General features: G+C 64.6%; 20 protein-coding genes and 2 pseudogenes. 4 read left to right on the top strand and 18 right to left on the bottom strand.

The features are described from left to right. Positions 1-302: 302 nt before the first annotated feature. The 3 genes from HU230_RS39610 to HU230_RS39600 form a co-directional block, all read right to left on the bottom strand. A complete protein-coding gene (locus HU230_RS39610; protein ID WP_176533585.1) occupies positions 303-1580 on the bottom strand; it encodes an RNA polymerase sigma factor in 1278 nt (425 codons plus the stop codon). Continuing rightward, positions 1577-1945, bottom strand: coding sequence for a YciI family protein (locus HU230_RS39605; RefSeq protein ID WP_157347862.1), 369 nt, complete (start codon positions 1943-1945; stop codon positions 1577-1579). Before HU230_RS39605 ends, HU230_RS39610 begins: the two co-directional genes overlap by 4 nt. Positions 1946-2132: 187 nt before the next feature. Next, on the bottom strand, positions 2133-2420 hold the full coding sequence (locus HU230_RS39600) for a hypothetical protein (protein ID WP_176533586.1): 288 nt from the start codon (positions 2418-2420) through the stop codon (positions 2133-2135). Positions 2421-2509: 89 nt separating this feature from the next. On the opposite strand from HU230_RS39600, the gene HU230_RS39595 reads away from it, so the two are divergent. After that, positions 2510-3475 carry a 2-hydroxyacid dehydrogenase gene (locus HU230_RS39595; protein ID WP_176533587.1) on the top strand — a complete coding sequence of 322 codons (966 nt, stop codon included), beginning with the start codon at positions 2510-2512 and terminating at the stop codon, positions 3473-3475. Between the two features lie 105 nt (positions 3476-3580). Here the strand turns inward: HU230_RS39595 and HU230_RS39590 are convergent, their stop codons facing one another. The 4 genes from HU230_RS39590 to HU230_RS39575 all read right to left on the bottom strand — a co-directional run bounded on the left by HU230_RS39590 (position 3581) and on the right by HU230_RS39575 (position 5955). After that, on the bottom strand, positions 3581-4060 hold the full coding sequence (locus HU230_RS39590; protein ID WP_176533588.1) for an SRPBCC domain-containing protein: 480 nt from the start codon (positions 4058-4060) through the stop codon (positions 3581-3583). Beyond that, complete coding sequence (locus HU230_RS39585; protein ID WP_176533589.1) at positions 4053-4454, bottom strand: ArsR/SmtB family transcription factor; 402 nt, start codon at positions 4452-4454, stop codon at positions 4053-4055. Before HU230_RS39585 ends, HU230_RS39590 begins: the two co-directional genes overlap by 8 nt. A 99-nt stretch (positions 4455-4553) precedes the next feature. Then, entirely contained in the window at positions 4554-5204 is a 651-nt protein-coding gene (locus HU230_RS39580; protein ID WP_176533590.1) for a dihydrofolate reductase family protein, read from the bottom strand. Positions 5205-5295: 91 nt separating this feature from the next. Continuing rightward, complete coding sequence (locus HU230_RS39575) at positions 5296-5955, bottom strand: TetR/AcrR family transcriptional regulator (protein WP_176533591.1); 660 nt, start codon at positions 5953-5955, stop codon at positions 5296-5298. 99 nt (positions 5956-6054) lie between these two features. Here HU230_RS39575 and HU230_RS39570 point away from each other — a divergent pair. Beyond that, positions 6055-6360 (top strand): annotated as a pseudogene (locus HU230_RS39570) (glutathione S-transferase N-terminal domain-containing protein); the annotation flags it as partial. Between the two features lie 68 nt (positions 6361-6428). Here HU230_RS39570 and tnpC read toward each other — a convergent pair. The 3 genes from tnpC to tnpA are packed head-to-tail and all read right to left on the bottom strand — an operon-like array spanning position 6429 to position 8857. Then, positions 6429-8000, bottom strand: a complete 1572-nt coding sequence (gene tnpC / locus HU230_RS39565) for an IS66 family transposase (RefSeq protein ID WP_166213725.1) — start codon at positions 7998-8000, stop codon at positions 6429-6431. A 52-nt stretch (positions 8001-8052) separates the two neighbouring features. Then, the gene (gene tnpB / locus HU230_RS39560; protein ID WP_166073804.1) at positions 8053-8406 is read right to left on the bottom strand and encodes an IS66 family insertion sequence element accessory protein TnpB; all 354 of its coding nucleotides are present in this window, start codon (positions 8404-8406) and stop codon (positions 8053-8055) included. Continuing rightward, on the bottom strand, positions 8399-8857 hold the full coding sequence (tnpA, locus tag HU230_RS39555; protein WP_166073826.1) for an IS66-like element accessory protein TnpA: 459 nt from the start codon (positions 8855-8857) through the stop codon (positions 8399-8401). The genes tnpB and tnpA overlap by 8 nt, the downstream gene beginning before the upstream one ends. A 38-nt stretch (positions 8858-8895) precedes the next feature. Here tnpA and HU230_RS39550 point away from each other — a divergent pair. Beyond that, a pseudogene (locus tag HU230_RS39550) lies at positions 8896-9288 on the top strand (glutathione binding-like protein); the annotation flags it as partial. Between the two features lie 260 nt (positions 9289-9548). On the opposite strand, the gene HU230_RS39545 reads toward HU230_RS39550, so the two are convergent. The 8 genes from HU230_RS39545 to HU230_RS39510 all read right to left on the bottom strand — a co-directional run bounded on the left by HU230_RS39545 (position 9549) and on the right by HU230_RS39510 (position 15391). After that, entirely contained in the window at positions 9549-10016 is a 468-nt protein-coding gene (locus tag HU230_RS39545; RefSeq protein ID WP_176533592.1) for a nuclear transport factor 2 family protein, read from the bottom strand. Between the two features lie 86 nt (positions 10017-10102). Beyond that, positions 10103-10504 carry a tol-pal system-associated acyl-CoA thioesterase gene (ybgC, locus tag HU230_RS39540; RefSeq protein WP_420831845.1) on the bottom strand — a complete coding sequence of 134 codons (402 nt, stop codon included), beginning with the start codon at positions 10502-10504 and terminating at the stop codon, positions 10103-10105. Positions 10505-10620: 116 nt separating this feature from the next. Continuing rightward, the gene (locus HU230_RS39535) at positions 10621-11538 is read right to left on the bottom strand and encodes a metallophosphoesterase (RefSeq protein ID WP_176533594.1); all 918 of its coding nucleotides are present in this window, start codon (positions 11536-11538) and stop codon (positions 10621-10623) included. Positions 11539-11765: 227 nt separating this feature from the next. Continuing rightward, entirely contained in the window at positions 11766-12815 is a 1050-nt protein-coding gene (ruvB, locus tag HU230_RS39530; RefSeq protein ID WP_176533595.1) for a Holliday junction branch migration DNA helicase RuvB, read from the bottom strand. Further along, positions 12812-13267 carry a hypothetical protein gene (locus HU230_RS39525; RefSeq protein ID WP_176533596.1) on the bottom strand — a complete coding sequence of 152 codons (456 nt, stop codon included), beginning with the start codon at positions 13265-13267 and terminating at the stop codon, positions 12812-12814. The genes ruvB and HU230_RS39525 overlap by 4 nt, the downstream gene beginning before the upstream one ends. 2 nt (positions 13268-13269) lie before the next feature. After that, on the bottom strand, positions 13270-13887 hold the full coding sequence (gene ruvA / locus HU230_RS39520; RefSeq protein WP_176533597.1) for a Holliday junction branch migration protein RuvA: 618 nt from the start codon (positions 13885-13887) through the stop codon (positions 13270-13272). Further along, positions 13884-14411 carry a crossover junction endodeoxyribonuclease RuvC gene (gene ruvC, locus HU230_RS39515; RefSeq protein ID WP_176533598.1) on the bottom strand — a complete coding sequence of 176 codons (528 nt, stop codon included), beginning with the start codon at positions 14409-14411 and terminating at the stop codon, positions 13884-13886. Before ruvC ends, ruvA begins: the two co-directional genes overlap by 4 nt. 233 nt (positions 14412-14644) lie before the next feature. Further along, entirely contained in the window at positions 14645-15391 is a 747-nt protein-coding gene (locus HU230_RS39510; RefSeq protein WP_176533599.1) for a YebC/PmpR family DNA-binding transcriptional regulator, read from the bottom strand. 208 nt (positions 15392-15599) lie between these two features. Here HU230_RS39510 and HU230_RS39505 point away from each other — a divergent pair, with 208 nt between their 5' ends. Next, positions 15600-17354, top strand: a complete 1755-nt coding sequence (locus HU230_RS39505; RefSeq protein WP_176533600.1) for a methyl-accepting chemotaxis protein — start codon at positions 15600-15602, stop codon at positions 17352-17354. The last annotated feature ends 7 nt before the right edge of the window (positions 17355-17361 follow it).

Raw genomic sequence — 17361 nt, 5'->3', positions numbered from 1 at the left:
GGAGGAGCGCGGGGCCGACAAGGACGGTGAAGATTTTTTGAGAAGCGGAGAGCGACGCACACATTGATCATCTCGCCCGGGGCTTACCCCTCTCCCCGCCCTCCCCCGCAAGGGGGGAGGGAGCCTGACCAGCGTGCTCACCTCACTTGCGCTCGTTCACAAAATTTCAGCGCTTGATAATCCGACGTGAGTAAGCCACCGGCGGAGGGGTTCCCTCTCCCCTTGTGGGAGAGGGTTAGGGAGAGGGGTGCCACACGGGAAGTTTCTCAACGTGCACTCGAACGAGGCACGACCAGCGACCGCTACTTCGCCTTCACATTGCGCGGCTGGCTGTCGCGCATCAGGCGGTCGATATGCATGCGGATATGGGCGGCTTCGGCGGTGGTGTTGGCGAGCGCGATGGCGCGGTCGAAGGTGACGCGGGCCTCCTCGTTGCGGCCGAGCTGCATCAGGAAGGCGCCGCGCACGCCGAAATAATGGAAGTAATTGGAAAGCCGCGGGGCTAAGGGCTCGATCATATCGAGTGCGGCTTCCGGCCCCTTCACCTTGGAGACCGCAACGGCGCGGTTGAGCGTGATCACCGGCGACGGCTGCATAATCTCGAGCGCGCCGTAGAGCAGGTCGATCTGGGTCCAGTCGGTATCCTCGGGCTTTTCCGCGCGGGCATGGAGCGCGGCGATCGCGGCCTGCACCTGATAGGGCCCGCTGCGGCGATGGCGCATCGCCTTGTCGATCAGCGCCAGTCCCTCGGCGATCAGCTTCTGGTTCCATAGGCTGCGGTCCTGGTCGTCGAGCAGGATCACCTGGCCGTCGGCGTCGAACCGCGCGGCGGCGCGGGCATGCTGCAACAGCAGCAGCGCCGTCAGCCCCATGATCTCCGGCTCGCTCTGGAACAGCCGCAGCAGCAGGCGGGCGAGGCGAATCGCCTCTTCGCACAGCGGCGAGCGGATTTGAGCGGTATCACCGCTCGCCGAATAGCCCTCGTTGAAGATCAAATAGATCATCGCGGCGACCGAGACGAGCCGCTCGCTGCGCTCGACCGCGCCCGGCGTCTCGAACGGCACATTGGCGTCGGCGACACGCGTCTTGGCCCGCGTGATGCGCTGCTCCATCGCGGCTTCCGAGACCAGGAAGGCGCGCGCGATCTGCTTCACCGACAGGCCGGAGACGATGCGCAGCGCGAGCGCGATCTGCTGCGTCGCCGGCAGATCCTTGTGGCAGCAGATGAACAGCAGCCGCAGGATATCGTCGCGGTAATGCGAGCCGTCGAGCCGCTCGGCGAGCTCTTCCTCGGCATCGCCGAGGTCGGAGATCGCCTGGTCGTCGTCGGGCAACGCCTCCTGCTTCTTGCTGCGCCTGATGTCGTCGATCGCGACATTGCGGCCGACCATGATCAGCCACGCCGCGGGATCGCGCGGCGGGCCGTTCTGCGGCCAGCTCTTCAGCGCCCGCAGGCAGGCGTTCTGGAAGGCTTCCTCGGCGGTATCGAGATTGCGGAAGTAGCGCAGCAGTGCGCCAACCGCCTGGGGACGCGCCGACGTCAGCGCGGCATCGATCCAGGCGGTGTCGGTCATGCTCACGCCTTCGTACCCCCCTGATTGAAGTAGCCGACCGGGCGGATCTCATAGGTGCCGCCGGGATTGGCCTCGCCGAGATCGCGCGCGATGTCGAGCACCTCGTCGAGGTTCTTGCCTTCGACCAGATAGAAGCCGAGCAGTTGCTCCTTGGTTTCGGCGAACGGGCCGTCGAGCACCAGCGGCGGGTTTTCCTTGCGCAGCGTGGTCGCCGCGGTGGTCGGCAGCAGCCGCGCCACCGGGCCGAGCCGGCCCTGCTTGGCGAGCTTGTCCTGCACGACCGACAATTTCTGCATGACCGAGGCGTCGTGTTCCTTGCTCCAGGAACCGACCATGTCTTCGTCATGATAGCAGAGGATGGCATACAGCATCGAAAAGGCATCTCCGTTCATTGCAAGAACGAACGATTATGCCCGCTGCCGACAGGCGGAGCGAAAGAAATTTAAGTTCCGGATATCGGCGCTGGATTGGCCGACGCTTCATGGCGCGCCGCGACCGACTGCGTCTTGGGCGGTGGCGATGGCGCGTCATGCGATCACCACGACGTTCATGCTGCGACTACCAGTAGACGCCGTAGCGGGCGGCGATCCGGCGCGCCTTGGCTTCGTCGCTCTCCCGGCGGTTGGACTGGCTCCTGTTCGTTGGCCGCGAGGCTTGCTGCCTCGAAGGCTCTGCCGGCTGCCCCTGCGACGAGGACGGCTGGGCGTCGGCCGGAGCGGGCGCAACGGCCGGTTGCGCCTGGGCGGGCGTGTCGGCATTTGCGAGCACGAGACCGCGGCTCTGGCCGGCGTGCGCGGTGGTGGCGGCGGCCGCGATGAAAGCCGCGGTCAGGATCAGCTTGCGCATGGAAGTTCTCCCCGGTTGATGGCAGGAGACTAGGGAGCGGGCCATGCCCGTTCTGTGATGTATATCACATTGAAATTGGAGATATCCGGATGGGTAAGGGCACACTGGCGCTGCTGATCAATGGCGGCTCGGAAAACTGGTCGTCGGCGCGCTGGAAGGCGCGGTTCGACACCGTCTGCCCGGACCGCAGCGTGGTGCTGCTGCCGGACCGCGTGCTCGATCCCGCCGAGGTGCACTATGCCGCGGTGTGGAAGCCGAAGCCGGGCGAGCTCGCGGCCTTCACGAACCTGCGCGTCATCTTCAACCTCGGCGCCGGCGTCGACGCGCTGATGGCCGACCGCTCGCTGCCCGACGTGCCGCTGGTGCGGGTAGCGGTCGGCGATCTCACCGACCGCATGACCGAATATGTCGTGCTGCATGTGTTGATGCATCACCGCCAGGAGCTCTATCTGCGGGAGTCGCAACGATTGAGGCGCTGGGCGCCGAAATATCAGTGGGCGGCGGGCGCGATCACGGTCGGCATCATGGGGCTCGGCACGCTCGGCGCGGCCTCGGCGCACGCGCTGCGCGCGCTCGGCTTCCGCGTCGTCGGCTGGAGCCGCAGCGCGAAGCGGATCGACGGCATCGCCTGCCACCATGGCACTGAGGGACTGAACGCGTTCGTGCGCGAGACCAACATCCTGGTCTGCCTGCTGCCGCTGACGCCGGACACCCGCCACATGCTGAACCGCGACGTGTTTGCGAAACTGAACCGTAACAGCCCGCTCGGCGCGCCCGTCATCATCAATGCCGGCCGCGGCGGTCTGCAGAACGAGGAAGACATCTTGCGCGCGCTCGACGACGGCACGCTGGGCGCCGCCTCGCTCGACGTCTACGAGACCGAGCCGCTGCCCGAGGCGAGCCCGTTCTGGAGCCATCCGAAGGTGGTGCTGACGCCGCACAACGCCGCCGATACCGACGCCGACGAGATCTCGAAATATGTCGCGCAGCAGATTGCGCGCTTCGAGGCCGGCGGCGCGCTGGAGAACCTGGTCGACCGAGAGCGGGGATACTAAGGCCAACGGTAGCCCGGATGGAGCGAAGCAATCCATGCCTCCGCATGTGCGGCACGATGGATTGCTTCGTCGCGTTGCTCCTCGCAATGACGGCGCCGTGGCTGCTCACGCCATCTCGGCCACGACCTCAGCGAGCCGGTCGTAGGCGGGCTCGACGCCCTTGTCGATGCCGGAATCGAGATGGCCGTCACGCGCCTCCTTGGTGGGATGGCGGATCGTCGTCGTCAGCGTGGTCGTGCCGCCCTCCTCGACGAAGGTCGAGGTGACCAGATATTCGTCGCTGGTGAAGCCCGGCATCGCAAAGGTTTCGCCGAATGCCAGCCGCTCCGGGCGCACCACTTCGCGATAGGTGCCGGTGAGGGTGTGCTCGACGCCGTCGGACGACCGGAACACGAACCGATAGGCGCCGCCGACGCGCAGGTCGATCTGGCACACCGGCATTGTGAGCTGCTCGCAGCCGAGCCAACGCACGACGTATTCGGGCTTCGTCATGGCGTCGAACACGAAGCGCCGCGGCGCGTCGAACTGGCGCGTCATGGCGAACTCGAAATCCGACGGGGTGGTGATCCTCAGCGTCTTATCCACGCGTGCGTCCACGTTGCTTCTCCTTTACTCTGACTTTGCGGTTGCTGCGCGGCGGGGCCTTCGCGGCCTCCTCCGCCTTCATCTCCTCGAGCAGGCCGTCGAGGCGATTGAAGCTCTCGTCCCAGAAGCGGCGGAAATTCCCGAGCCAGCCGTCGACCTCTTTGAACGACGCGGGCGCGATGCGGCACGGCCGCCACTGCGCCTCGCGCCCGCGCGAGATCAACCCGGCATGCTCCAGCACCTTCAGGTGCTTTGAGATCGCCGGCAGACTCATGTCGAACGGCTTTGCCAGCTCCATCACCGAGGTCTCTCCGAGCGCGAGCCGCGCCAGGATCGCGCGCCGGGTCGGATCGGCCAGCGCCGCGAAGGTCGAACTGAGGGGATCGGGCGGCATGTACTTAGCTCATAGGTTAAATAACCTTTGGGTTAAGTACGACCAAACGGCGCCCGCGTCAACGGCCAATTTTTGGCCGCTGACGCGGGCGTGAACCGTTCAGGATGTCTTGCGCGCGAAGGTGACGTGCGTGGCGTTCGGGCTCGCGACATGCGCGACGACGCCATAGCCGAGGGTAGGAAGATCGAGGCCCGCGAACAGATTCTCGCCCGAGCCGAGCAGCACCGGCGACAGCGCCAATTGCAGCTCGTCGAGCAAACGCGCTTGCAGGAACTGGCGCACTAGCGAAACGCCGCCGCCGACCCTGATGTCCTTGCCCTGCGCAACATCACGCGCGCGCTCGAGCGCTTCGGCAATTCCTGATGTCACGAAGTGAAACGTCGTCCCGCCTTCCATCTCGATGTCGGGCCGCGCGTGATGGGTCAGCACGAACACCGGCGTGTGATACGGCGGATTGTCGCCCCACCAGCCTTTCCAGGCATCATCCGGCCACGGTCCGCGGATCGGGCCGAACATATTACGGCCCAAAATCCAGGCGCCGATATTTTCCATCGACTTGCGCGCGATCTCGTCATCGAGACCGGTGCTGCCGCCATCCTGGCCGAAGGTCTGGCGAAACGTCCGCGTCCCGAGGAACCAGGCAGGCAGCACCATGCCACCTTCGCCGAATGGATTTTCGAGGCTCTGCCGTGACGCGGCGCCAAATCCGTCGATCGAGACCGAGAATGCTGAAGTCCTGACTTTTCCCATGATATTCCGCTTCCGTGAGTTGAGGGACCTTACGGAAGACGGGCGCGAAGAACATCGCCCGACATTTGATCGGTAAGAAATTTCGCCGCGGCTATTTGGCCGCGCACAGCACGTCGAGGGCGCCCTTCACGATCGCCTCGAGTTCCCCGCGCGGCACGCGGGCGCGGGCACGGATCGCGATGGTGTGGATGGTCGCCGAGGCAAGATGCGCCAGCGATGCCGGATCGGCGCCCTCTGGCAGTTCGCCGCGCTCCTTGGCATGGCGGAAGCAGATGCCGAACGCCTTGTCGAGCTCGGTCAGGCCCTCGACCACCATGGTGCGGATGCCCGGATCCGACACCGCCTCGGACGCGGCCGTCATCACCGTGAAGCAGCCGCGCGGGCCGGACTCGCCGGAGAGATAGATGTCGAGCGCGATCCGGTAGATGCGCTCGAGCCGCTCGCGCAGCGGCGCATCGGCACGGAAGATATCGACCATCGCCGCGCGCGCGTCATCGCGGTAGCGCTGGTAGCTCTTGATGTAGAGCTCGCGCTTGTCGCCGAACGCGCCATAGAGGCTCGGCCGGTTCATGCCGGTCGCAGCGCTGAGATCATCGAGCGAGGTCGCGGCGAAGCCGTCGCGGCGGAATAGATCGAGCGCCTTGCCGAGCGCGACCTCGGGCTCATAGGCGCGCGGCCGCCCGCGCCGCTTCGGCGCGACAGGCGCTGCGATTTTGGCAGCAGATGGCGGCTTGTTAGTTTTTTGTACCATTTCGCATTTAATTCCTTGACCGCATCAATATTATCCAGGACAGTACAAAAATCAACAACGGCCGGGACATCCGCGCCAGACCGCCCCAAGGAGGCACCAATGGACCTTTATTTCTCGCCGCTCGCCTGCTCGATGGCGACCCGCGTCGCGCTCTAAGAAGCCGGCCAGCCGGCCAACTATCTCGAGGTCGATCCGAAGACCAAGCAGGTGCGCAACGACGGCTCTGACTTCAACAAGGTCAACCCGCTCGGGCTGGTGCCGACGCTGCGCACCGACGACGGCGTCGTGCTGACCGAGAACGCAGCGATCCTGCAATATGTCGCCGACCAGTTCCCGCGGGCCGGCCTCGGCACCGCGTCGAACGCCGAGCGTTCAAAACTGCATCAATGGCTGTGCTTCATCGGTAAGCGCGATTTTCTTCGCACGCCGGCGGTTTTGATGGATTGCCCTGGTATCGGGCGATACCGAGCCGTTCAGGCAGTGGCGGCTTTGTGGAAGTTGAAGGGCAGCAGGTCTGTAATATCGGCGTCGCCGGCGCGCTGAGGCAATTCGGTGAGGACGTGGCGCAACCACGCTAACGGCTCGACACGTGAGGCGCGGCAGGTCAGCATCAGGCTATAGACGACGGCACTGGCCTTGGCTCCGTCCACGGTATCGCTGAACAACCAACTCTTCCTGCCAGTTGCAAAAACCCTGATGTCGCGCTCCAGAAGATTGTTGTCAATCGGCATGCTGCCGTCCCCGGTGTAGCGCGTCAGATATTCCCATTGGTTTCGGGTGTAGGATACGGCGTCGCCGAGCTTGCTGTCAGGCAAGACCTTCGGGGCCATGTCATCGAGCCATACTTTGAGAGCATTGAGGATGGGGACACTATGTTGCTGGCGGAAGCGGCGAATGCAGTAGGCCTGTGTTTCACCCTTCTCCGGTATTCCGTCCCACGCCCGCCTTTCAACCCGGTAGAGCTGTTCAAAGAACCGCAGCGCTTGCTCGGGCGGACCGCCGCCCTTCTTCCTGGCTTTGAGGGCATCGACAAAGCGCCGCCGGGAGTGGGCCATGCATCCAATGTGGGTGGCCCCTTCCAGCGTGCGCCATGCGGTATAGCCGTCACTCATTACAATGCCACGGTAATCGCCGAGGAAGGCTTGCGGGTGGATTTGGCCGCGGCCCGGCTGATAATCCAGAAGAACGATCGGCTCGTGGCTGCCCTTGCCGCTGCGATAAGCCCACATGTACGATGTGCTGGTGGCCCGTTTGTCCTTCTCCTTGAGGACCTGAACCGTTGTCTCGTCGCCATGGATGAGAGGTTGTGATCTGAGCCGCAGCTTCAGGGCGTCGTAGATGCGATGCAGATGCTTCTCGCTCGAGCCAATCACCCAGTGGCCCAAAGCGCCGCGGCTGACAGGAACACCTGCACGTTCGAAGGCCTGCGCCAGGCGGTAGAGCGGCGTGCCATCGACATATTTGTGAACCAGCGCGAACGCCAGCGTCGAGGGCGTGGCAACGCTGCCCGGCAATGGTTGCGGCGGCATCGGCGCGGTCACGACAGGGGCGTGGATCCCGGTGCGATCGCAATGGCGGCACGCATATTTGAAGCGCACATTCTGTAAAACCTTCGCCTTCACCTCGATATGAAGTTGCTCGGTGACAGCCTCGCCCATGCGATGCATCTGGCCACGGCAGCAAGGACACGCCTTCTGATCGTCGGACAGGTCATACTCGACGCGCTCACGAGGTAGGTTCCCCGGCAGCGGCTTGCGGCCGCGCTTCTTTCCCATTGTGTTTTCGACGGGTGGCAAGCCCGTGTCCGGAAGTTCGGCGATATTGTTCGTTTCACTGCCGGCGTCCTCCTCATCGGAGGCCTGCTCGGCTTCATTGAAGAGACGATCAACATGCTTTTCGCTGCGCGGCGCAAAACGATGCAGGCGTGCCAGCGCCAGTTCTTCCTCGAGCTTGGCGACGCGGTCGGCGAGTTGATGGTTCTCCGCCTGCAGCGCAGCAATGCGTGCCAACAGCACTTCAACACTCGGATCGCCGGTTCGATTCATCGAATTCTTGAATCTGAACCGTACCGACGCGTCAACCGCTCAACTCGAGAGCTCAGCCGGCAACCTGATATTGCCGCACCGGATGGCGGACCATCGCATCGATATCGATGCCGTCAAGGATCCAGTGCAATTGCTCCGTCGTCAGCGTGACGATCGCCTCCTGGCGGCGCGGCCATCGGAACCTGTCTTCGGTCAGCCGCTTCAGGACCAGTACAAAGCCGGACCGATCGAAGAACAGAAGCTTCATCCGGTCGCAACGGCGATTGCAGAACGCAAAAACCGCCGGAGTGAATGGATCGAGCGCCATCGTCTCCTGGACCAGGACCGCAAGGCTGTTGATGCCAGCCCGGAAGTCGATCGGCTCACGGTGCAGATAGACCTGCAGGTCATCGCCCAGTCTAAACATCGCCCAGCGCTCCGATGATCGCCGTCAATGCATCCACATCGCCGCATTCCAGCGCGAGCTTCACGCCATTCGGCAGCGACACGCTCACTTTGGCCGGAGAACAAAAAGCTGGAGTCCCTTTGGGTTCCGAACCACGCACTTCATCGTAAGCCGGCAAATCAACCGTCGCCACGCTGTCTTTTCGCGACAGGTCCCGCTCGGACTTCCCCTCAAGCTGAACCGGGATGAACGCCGGGCGTGAGGACGGCGGCAGCGACCTGGTCGCGCTGTGCTTCTTGATCCACTTCCGAAGGAGGTTCGCGTTGACCCCATGTTCGAGTGCAAGCCTCGATACCGAAACCCCAGGCTCAAGGCAGGCCGCGACAAGACGCTCTTTCGATGCCGCCTCGTAGCGCCGGCGACCGTTCCGGCCGACAAGCCTGACCCGCAGTTTCTGATCATCGTCGCTCATCACAAGGTGTCCACCTATTTTGGTGGACACCTCATGCATCAGGACTCTCAAAAGCAAAAGGTGCGGAGAAATTCGCGCTTACCTTCATCGGCACCGAGCTGCACAAGGGCCTGTTCCTGCCGCTGCTCGACAAGAAGGCGCCGCCGGATGCCAAGGCCTACGCGCTGGAGAAATACGTCTCGCGGCTCGACTATGTCGAGGATCACCTGAAAGGCCGCGAGTATTTGCTCGATCATTTCAGCGTCGCTGACGCCTATCTCGTCACGGTCATCAACTGGACCATGGCGACGCCGCCGATCGAACTGGCGAAATGGCCGGCGCTGAAGGCCTATTACGAGCGCCTGCGAACCCGGCCGTCTGTCGCGAAGGCGGTCGCGGAGGAGTTCGAGCTCTACAAGGCCGAGATCGCGCGGCACAAGGCGGCGGCATAAGGCGGTCTCTTACCATGCGTCGTCCCGGTCTTCGCCGGGACGACAACTAAAGCGCGATGAGATTAGGTTGAGCTGGAACGGCGTCGAAAGTTCACCTCTCCCTTGGGAGAGGTCGATTTGCGCAGCAAATCGGGTGAGGGGTTACGGTCTATCGAGAGAGCAGGAGCCCTCACCCGGATTGCTTCGCAATCCGACCTCTCCCCGGCGGGGAGAGGTGAACCGAAAACACGGCAGGCCGATTCAACCAAACTCATCCCGCTTTAGAACGGACTATCCCCCAACCCCGGAACATCGGCCGGACGCGGGCCCGGCGCAGGCCAGTGGAAGCGGCGGTCCTTCTCTGAGATCGCGATGTCGTTGATCGAGGCCTCGCGCCGGCGCATCAGGCCGTGCTCGTCGAACTCCCACTGCTCGTTGCCGTAGGAGCGAAACCAGTTGCCGCCGGCGTCGTGCCATTCGTACTGGAAGCGCACCGCGATGCGGTTGCCGTCGAACGCCCAGAGATCCTTGATCAGGCGATACTCCCGCTCCTTTTCCCATTTGCGGGTCAGGAAGGCCACGATCGCCTCGCGGCCGGCAAACACCTCGGAGCGATTGCGCCAGCGGCTGTCCTCGGTATAGGCGCCGGCAACCCGAACGGGGTCGCGCGAATTCCAGGCATCTTCCGCCATGCGCGCCTTCTGCGCGGCGGTCTCGCGGGTAAAGGGCGGCAGCGGCGGGCGTGACATCGGCGATCCCTCGCGGTTGGTTTGTCATGCGCAAATCTATCGTCGCCGGATGAAGAGTCGATAGGCCGTTTCCTATCGCCCCATAGCTAGGCCATATCGGCCTTCATCAGCGCACGGATGGACTTCGGAATCGGCTGTGCCCTGCCCTGACTAACGAAGGCAACGCGCACCTGCGCCTTCACAAGCACGTCATCGCCGCGCCTGACCTCCTGGGCGAGCATGATGGAGGCGCCCTTCACCGCGATCGGCCAGGTCACGACGTCGAGCATGTCGTCCATCCGCGCGGGCTTCAGGAAGTCGAGCGTCATCGAGCGCACCACAAAGGCGAAGCCGCCGGTCTCCTCCTGCGCCTCCTCGAACAGCGCGTTCTGTTCGGCGCCCATCAATCGGAGATGATTGGTGCGCCCGCGCTCCATGAAGCGCAGGTAATTGGCGTGGTAAACGATGCCGGAAAAATCGGTGTCTTCGTAATAGACACGGACCTGCATATGGTGTCGGCCATCGCGGATCGCACCGTCAATATGGGGTAAGGTCAATTGCGGCCCCTCGATCGCTCTCGGAAAGACAATCGTGTTACGCAAATTGCGCGATCACGCAAGCACGATCAGGACACCACAGGCCCCTTTGCGCCGAGCGTGACCTGCACGATCTCGGGTGGCACGCCGAGGCGGAACGGCATGATGCTGCAGCCAAGGCCGCCGGAGACGACCACGTCGCATTTCAGCTTGATGTGGCCATAGGCGAGCCGCATGCCGTGCTTCACCGGCACCGCGGGCGACCATCCGAGCAGCCGGATCTGGCCGCCATGGGTGTGGCCGGACAGCTGTAGCGCGACGCGCGAGGGTACGCGGAGCGCGACGTCGGGCTCATGCGCGAGCAGGATCACCGGCGCATCGTCGGTGACTTTTGCAAGCGTCGCGTTGAGATCGTCAACCCCGATGCGCCGGACCTCGCGATAGCGCCGCGCCGGCAGATAGGCGAGCTGATCGCCAAGACCGGCGAGCCAGAACGGACGGCCGTCCTTGACCAGCCGCACCGTGTCGTTCTCGTAGACCGGGATGCCCGCGCGCTCCAGTGCACGGCGCGCGACGGGGGTGCCCTGCCCCTGCCGCTGCACCGTCTTGTCGTCCCAATAGTCGTGATTGCCGAGCACGGCATGGACGCCGAGCGGCGCCTTCAAGTGCTTCAGCACCGCCGCCCATTCGGAGGCCGGAATGAAGCGGGTGACGTGGCGCAGCCCCGCGACATAGTCGCCCAGCAGCACGATGATGTCCGGGTTCAGCGCGTTGGTGCGCTCGACGATCTCGGCGATGCGATCGAGCGACATCCATGGATCGCAGGCGTGAATGTCGGCGATCGCGGCGATCTTGAGCGGAAAGTCCGAAGGCCAATGCCGCGGCGACAGATCGTAGCGCGTCAGCGTGAGCCGGACGACCGGCTCGCTCAGGCCGTAGGCCCCGGTCGAGGCGGTCGCGGCGGTCATTCCGCCGAACCCGCGAAGAAAATGACGACGTGAAATCATGGACGTTTGATCGGTGATACCTGATCCAGGATAGGCCCTTGGATTGGAGTGAAATTGGGCCGCGTTTGTGCAGACAACCTGCAGAGACGTCGCAATGTTTAGTGGGCAAGGTTACCGTGAGGCGTGACGCGCCGCATCAACACGCCTTTTCACGTCTTCGAGAGCGAGGCATTTTGTTTGAGCATGATCTTCACCGGAAAACCGCTTCGCACTTTTCCGGATCATGCTTAGTCGTCGTCGCCATTGCCGCCGAACAGGCCGAACTGCGAGGGATCGCGGTTCGGCTCGGCGAGGCCGAGATGGCGGAAGGCATGCGAGGTCAGGAGCCGGCCGCGCGGGGTCCGCTGCAGATAGCCGCACTGGATCAGATAGGGCTCGATGATGTCCTCGATCGCATCGCGCGGCTCAGACAGCGCCGCCGCCATGGTCTCGACGCCGACCGGACCGCCGCCATAGTTCAAGGCGATGGTGGTGAGATAGCGCCGGTCCATCGCATCGAGCCCGGCGCTATCGACCTCGAGCGCACTCAGCGCCCGGTCGGCGATGCCGCGATCGATGGCTTCGGCATCGGCCGCGGAGGCAAAGTCGCGCACGCGGCGCAGCAGGCGGCCGGCGATGCGCGGCGTGCCGCGGGCGCGGCGCGCGATCTCGTTGGCGCCGTCAGGGCTCATGCCGATGTTCAGCACGCGGGCGCCGCGGGTGACGATTTTCTCCAGCTCTTCCTCGGTGTAGAAATTGAGCCGGATCGGAATGCCGAAGCGGTCGCGCAGCGGATTGGTGAGCAGGCCTGCGCGCGTCGTCGCGCCGACCAGCGTGAATTTCGACAGCTCGATCTTCACCGAGCGCGCCGCAGGGCCCTCGCCGATGATCAAATCGAGCTGGAAATCCTCCATCGCGGGATAGAGCACTTCCTCGACCGCCGGGCTCAGGCGATGGATCTCGTCGATGAACAGCACGTCGCGCTCTTCCAGATTGGTGAGCAGCGCCGCGAGATCGCCGGCCTTCGCGATCACAGGGCCGGAGGTGGCACGGAAGCCGACACCGAGCTCGCGCGCGACGATCTGCGCCAGCGTGGTCTTGCCGAGGCCCGGTGGACCGACGAACAGCACGTGATCGAGCGCCTCGCCGCGCTTCTTCGCCGCCTCGATGAAGATCGAGAGATTCTTGCGCGCCTGGGCTTGGCCGACGAACTCCGACAGCGACTGCGGACGCAGCGCAGTGTCGCCGACATCGTCGGAGCGGCGTTCGGGCGTGACCATGCGCGAGGGCGTGTTCATATCGGATAGCCGCTGAACCGGTTGCTGATCAATCGTGACAATTGAACTCCCACGAAGAGCACCAGAGTTGTGGCCAGCAGCACTGGAAATGCAGTCAACTCCGCCGATCCGGATATCACGACGCTGCTCATTAGCATCGACAGCGCTGCGGCAATAAGAACATTCCACCAGACCACGCCGCCGCGAATTTGACCGACTGCAGCAACCAGCGTCGCCACGAAGATTGCGGGCATCGACCAGATTTTCAAGCCAAGCAACGCAACGTCAAGCGTATCGTGCTGAACCGAGAAACACCGCGCCACGCGGCTCAGCAAGCACCATGAGGCGGACAGGCCGAACAAGACCAGGACTCCCGTGATCAGGCAGCCGCAAAAGATGACAATCAGGGCGTAGGCCCACCATGTCAGCGAACGGCTCTTCGACTTTGCAGCCGCTCCGGCCTGCCGATCCACCCTCACTTCGACAATTCCTTCAGGCCCAGCCGGATCAGCTGCGCGGTCTCGGCCTTCTCGCCGGCGCTGCGGGAGGCGGCGGCGATAGCGGCGGCGGCCTGCGGCTGGCCGTAGCCGAGATTGACCAGCGCGGAGATCGCATCCGTCACCGGGCGCGGCGCGCGGTTGTTGTCGATCGCGCCGGACAGGTGCACCACCGCGGGATCGACATCGGCGAAGCCCGGCGCCTTGTCCTTCAACTCGCTGACGATGCGCTCGGCAACCTTCGGCCCGACCCCCGGCGTCCGCGCCACCGCCGCCTTGTCGCGCAGCGCGATCGCATTGGCGAGATCGGTCGGCGGCAACGTGCCGAGCACCGCGAGCGCGACCTTGGCGCCGACGCCCTGCACGGTCTGCAACAGGCGAAACCACTCGCGCTCGAGATCGCTGCGGAAGCCGAACAGCTTGATCTGGTCCTCACGGACATAGGTCTCGATCGAAAGCACGGCCGCGCCGCCCGGCTGTGGCAGCGCCTGCAGCGTACGGCTGGCGCAATGCACCTGATAGCCGACGCCGCCGACGTCGAGGATCACGTAATCCTCGCCATAGGAATCGATCAGGCCCTTGAGCTTGCCGATCATAGGCTCGCCACCCTGAGCCGCAGCGCGGTGCTCTGGCGATGATGGGCGTGAGTGATCGCGACCGCGAGCGCGTCGGCGGCGTCGGCGGACGGCGGCTCGGCTTTCGGCAACAGGATCTTCAGCATCACCTGGATCTGGCTCTTCTCGGCATGTCCGGCGCCGACCACGGTCTTCTTGACCTGGTTCGGCGCGTATTCGGCCACCGAGATACCGAACATTGCGGGCGCCAGCATGGCGACGCCACGCGCCTGGCCGAGCTTCAGCGTGGCAACGCCGTCCTTGTTGACGAAGGTCTGCTCGACCGCAGCCTCTGCCGGTCGGTAGTCGCCGAGCACGGCGGCAAGCCCCTCATGGATCGCGAGCAGCCGGCTCGCCAGCGGCAGGTCGTCCGGCGGCTCGACCGAACCGCAGCCGATGTAGACCAGACGGTTGCCCTCGGTCTCGATCACGCCCCAGCCGGTCCGGCGGAGACCCGGATCGATACCGATGATGCGGACGGGAGAGCGAATCGGCTGCGATGTCATGGGCTAGTGATACCGCCTGCGCGGGGAGAACGAAACACAAACGGAGGTCCGTCCCCTGCCGCGGTCGTTGTGCTCGGCCTCGCTCGTCATCCCATCCTTGCTTGTCATCCCCGGCAAAAGCGGGGGTATCCAGTACGCTGCGGCCTCGCGGATCAAACGACGGTCTCTGGAATACTGGATCGCCCGAAGCGAACCGGGCGATGACAACGGAGTTCGGGGTGATGAACGGGCGCTTACCCGCCCATCTTCGCGAGCAGCGCGTCGGACACCTCGAAATTGGCGTACACGTTCTGCACGTCGTCGTGCTCGTTGAGCAGGTCCATCAGCTTCAGCAGCTTTTCGCCGGTCTCGTCGTCGACCGCGACGGTGTTCTGCGGCTTCCAGGTCAGCGCCGCCTTGCGCGGCTCGCCAAACTTCGCTTCCAGCGCCTTTGCGACTTCGCGGAAGGTCTCCTGCGAGGCGTAGACCTCGTGACCGGCTTCGCTCGAGACCACGTCGTCGGCGCCGGCCTCGATCGCGGCGTCCAGCATGGCATCGTCGGAAGCGACCTTGGCATCGTATTCGATGATGCCGGTACGGTCGAACATGAAGGCGACCGAGCCGGTTTCGCCGAGATTGCCGCCCGACTTGGTGAAGAACGAGCGGACGTCGGAAGCGGCGCGGTTGCGGTTGTCGGTCAGCGCCTCGACGATGACGGCGACGCCGCCGGGGCCATAGCCCTCGTAGCGGATCTCGTCATAGTTCTCGCCCTCACTGCCCAGGGCCTTCTTGATGGCGCGGTCGATATTGTCCTTGGGCATGTTCTCGGCCCGCGCTGCGACCACGGCGGCGCGCAGCCGCGGGTTCATCGCCGGGTCCGGGGTGCCGAGCTTGGCCGCCACGGTGATTTCGCGGGCTAGCTTGCCGAAAAGCTTCGACTTCTGGGCATCCTGCCGGCCCTTGCGGTGCATGATGTTCTTGAATTGGGAATGGCCGGCCATGCGACGTCTCTTCGAGCGTAGGGTCTGAACAGGGGTGGAAAACGCGGCCTTATAGGCCCCTGGCGGTCAAAATCAAAGGTCGGCAGGGGACGTCCGGCGGGGGAATACTACCGCAAGCCGGAATATGAGGCACTTGTTAACCATGACTTCATGCCCGGATGCGAGGATCACCCCGTCCCGCCGCAACTTTCCAAGAGCCCCCATCCCCATGGCGTTCGGTTTGTTTCGAAAGCAAATGCCGGAGCCGGCCGCGCCGCAGGTTCCAACCGCGGCCGCTGCGGCTGAAGTCCCGACCGAGACTGATTCGGCCAAGGATTCGTCCGGGGAAATCCTGGAGCTGCTGGAACTCGAGCTCGGCGCGATGATCCGCCAGCTCGAGCGCGCCGCAGGCTCGGTGGCCGACGGCGCCGAGGCGACGGCAGCCAAGCTCGCGACCATCCGCGCCCGCACCGACGCGCTGACCGGCCGCAGCAGCGATGCGCAGAGCACCGCGACGACGTTCTCCGAAGCCGCCGACCGCTTCACCCATTCCGCCGAAGGCATCGGCGCGCAAGTGCGCAGCGCCAGCCAGCTCGCCGACGACGCCGCGGCGGCGGCGCGCGAGGCCACCGCCAATGTCGATCGCTTGCGCGAATCCTCGGCCGCGATCGGTAATGTCGTCAATCTGATCGCGCAGATCGCGCGGCAGACCACGCTGCTGGCGCTCAACTCGACGATCGAAGCGGCGCGCGCCGGCGCCGCCGGCAAGGGTTTTGCGGTGGTCGCCACCGAGGTCAAGGCGCTGGCGGTGCAGACCCAGAGCGCGACCGAAGAGATCACGCGCAAGATCGAGGCGTTGCAGAAGGACGCCACCGGATCGGCGGACGCCGTCCACCGCATCTCGCAGGCGATCGAAAAGATCCGTCCGGTGTTCGAGAACGTCAACGGCGCGGTCGCCGAGCAGAACCAGATCACCGGCGAGATGGGCCAGAACGCGGCCTCCGCCTCCCACTTCATCGTCTCGGTCGGCACCAGCGCCGGCGAGATCGACTCGGCAACCCGCGAAGCGGCCGCGCACGGCGACAATGTCGCCAAGGCCGGCAAGGCGGTGACCGCCTTCGCCCAGAAGCTGAAGGCGCGCTGTGCAGTGCTGCTGCGCCAGGACGAGCGCGGCGATCCGCGCAAGAACCAGCGCCTGCCGTGCAGCCTCACGATCGAGATCACGACCGCGCGCGGCATGATCACCGCGCCGGTCTACGAGATCGCGATGGACGGCATCCTGATCGGCGGGCCGGATGCCGAGAGGCTGCCGGCCCATGAGACCCTGACCGCGACCTTGCAGGACGTCGGCGCCTGCCGGATCAGGATCGGCGATCGCTCCAAGGCAGGCAGCCAGGCGCGCTTCGAGGCGGCGACCGCCACGCTGCGCGAGAAGATCGAAGACCGGATGTGGGCGATTCACGAGGAGAACGCCGAACTCGTCACCCGCGCGATGGAAGCGGGTCGCACGCTGAGCAAGCTCTTCGAGGACGGACTGGCAAGCGGCGCGATCACGCTCGCCGACATGTTCGACACCGACTATGTCGAGATATCAGGCACCAACCCCGTGCAGTATCGCACCAAAATGCTGGATTGGGGGGATCGCTCGCTGCCCGCTCTGCTCGAGGCGTTCCTCGCCAAGGACAAGCGCCTGGCGTTCTGCGCCACGGTCGACCGGAACGGCTATCTGCCGGTCCATAACAAGATCTATTCGCAGCCGCAGCGGCCGGGCGACGTGGCCTACAACACCGCCAATTGCCGCAATCGTCGTATCTTCAACGATCCCGCGGGCCTCGCCGCCGCGCAAAATCAGCGCGCCTATTTGGTTCAAAGCTATGCGCGCGACATGGGCAACGGCACCACCGTGATGATGCGCGAGATCGACGTGCCGATCCGCGTCCGCGGCCGGCACTGGGGCGCCTTCCGCACCGCCTACAAGCTTTGACCAAGCG

The sequence above is a fragment of the Bradyrhizobium quebecense genome (genome assembly GCF_013373795.3).
GTDB lineage: Bacteria > Pseudomonadota > Alphaproteobacteria > Rhizobiales > Xanthobacteraceae > Bradyrhizobium > Bradyrhizobium quebecense.
This window is presented reverse-complemented; position numbering and strand designations above follow the sequence as displayed.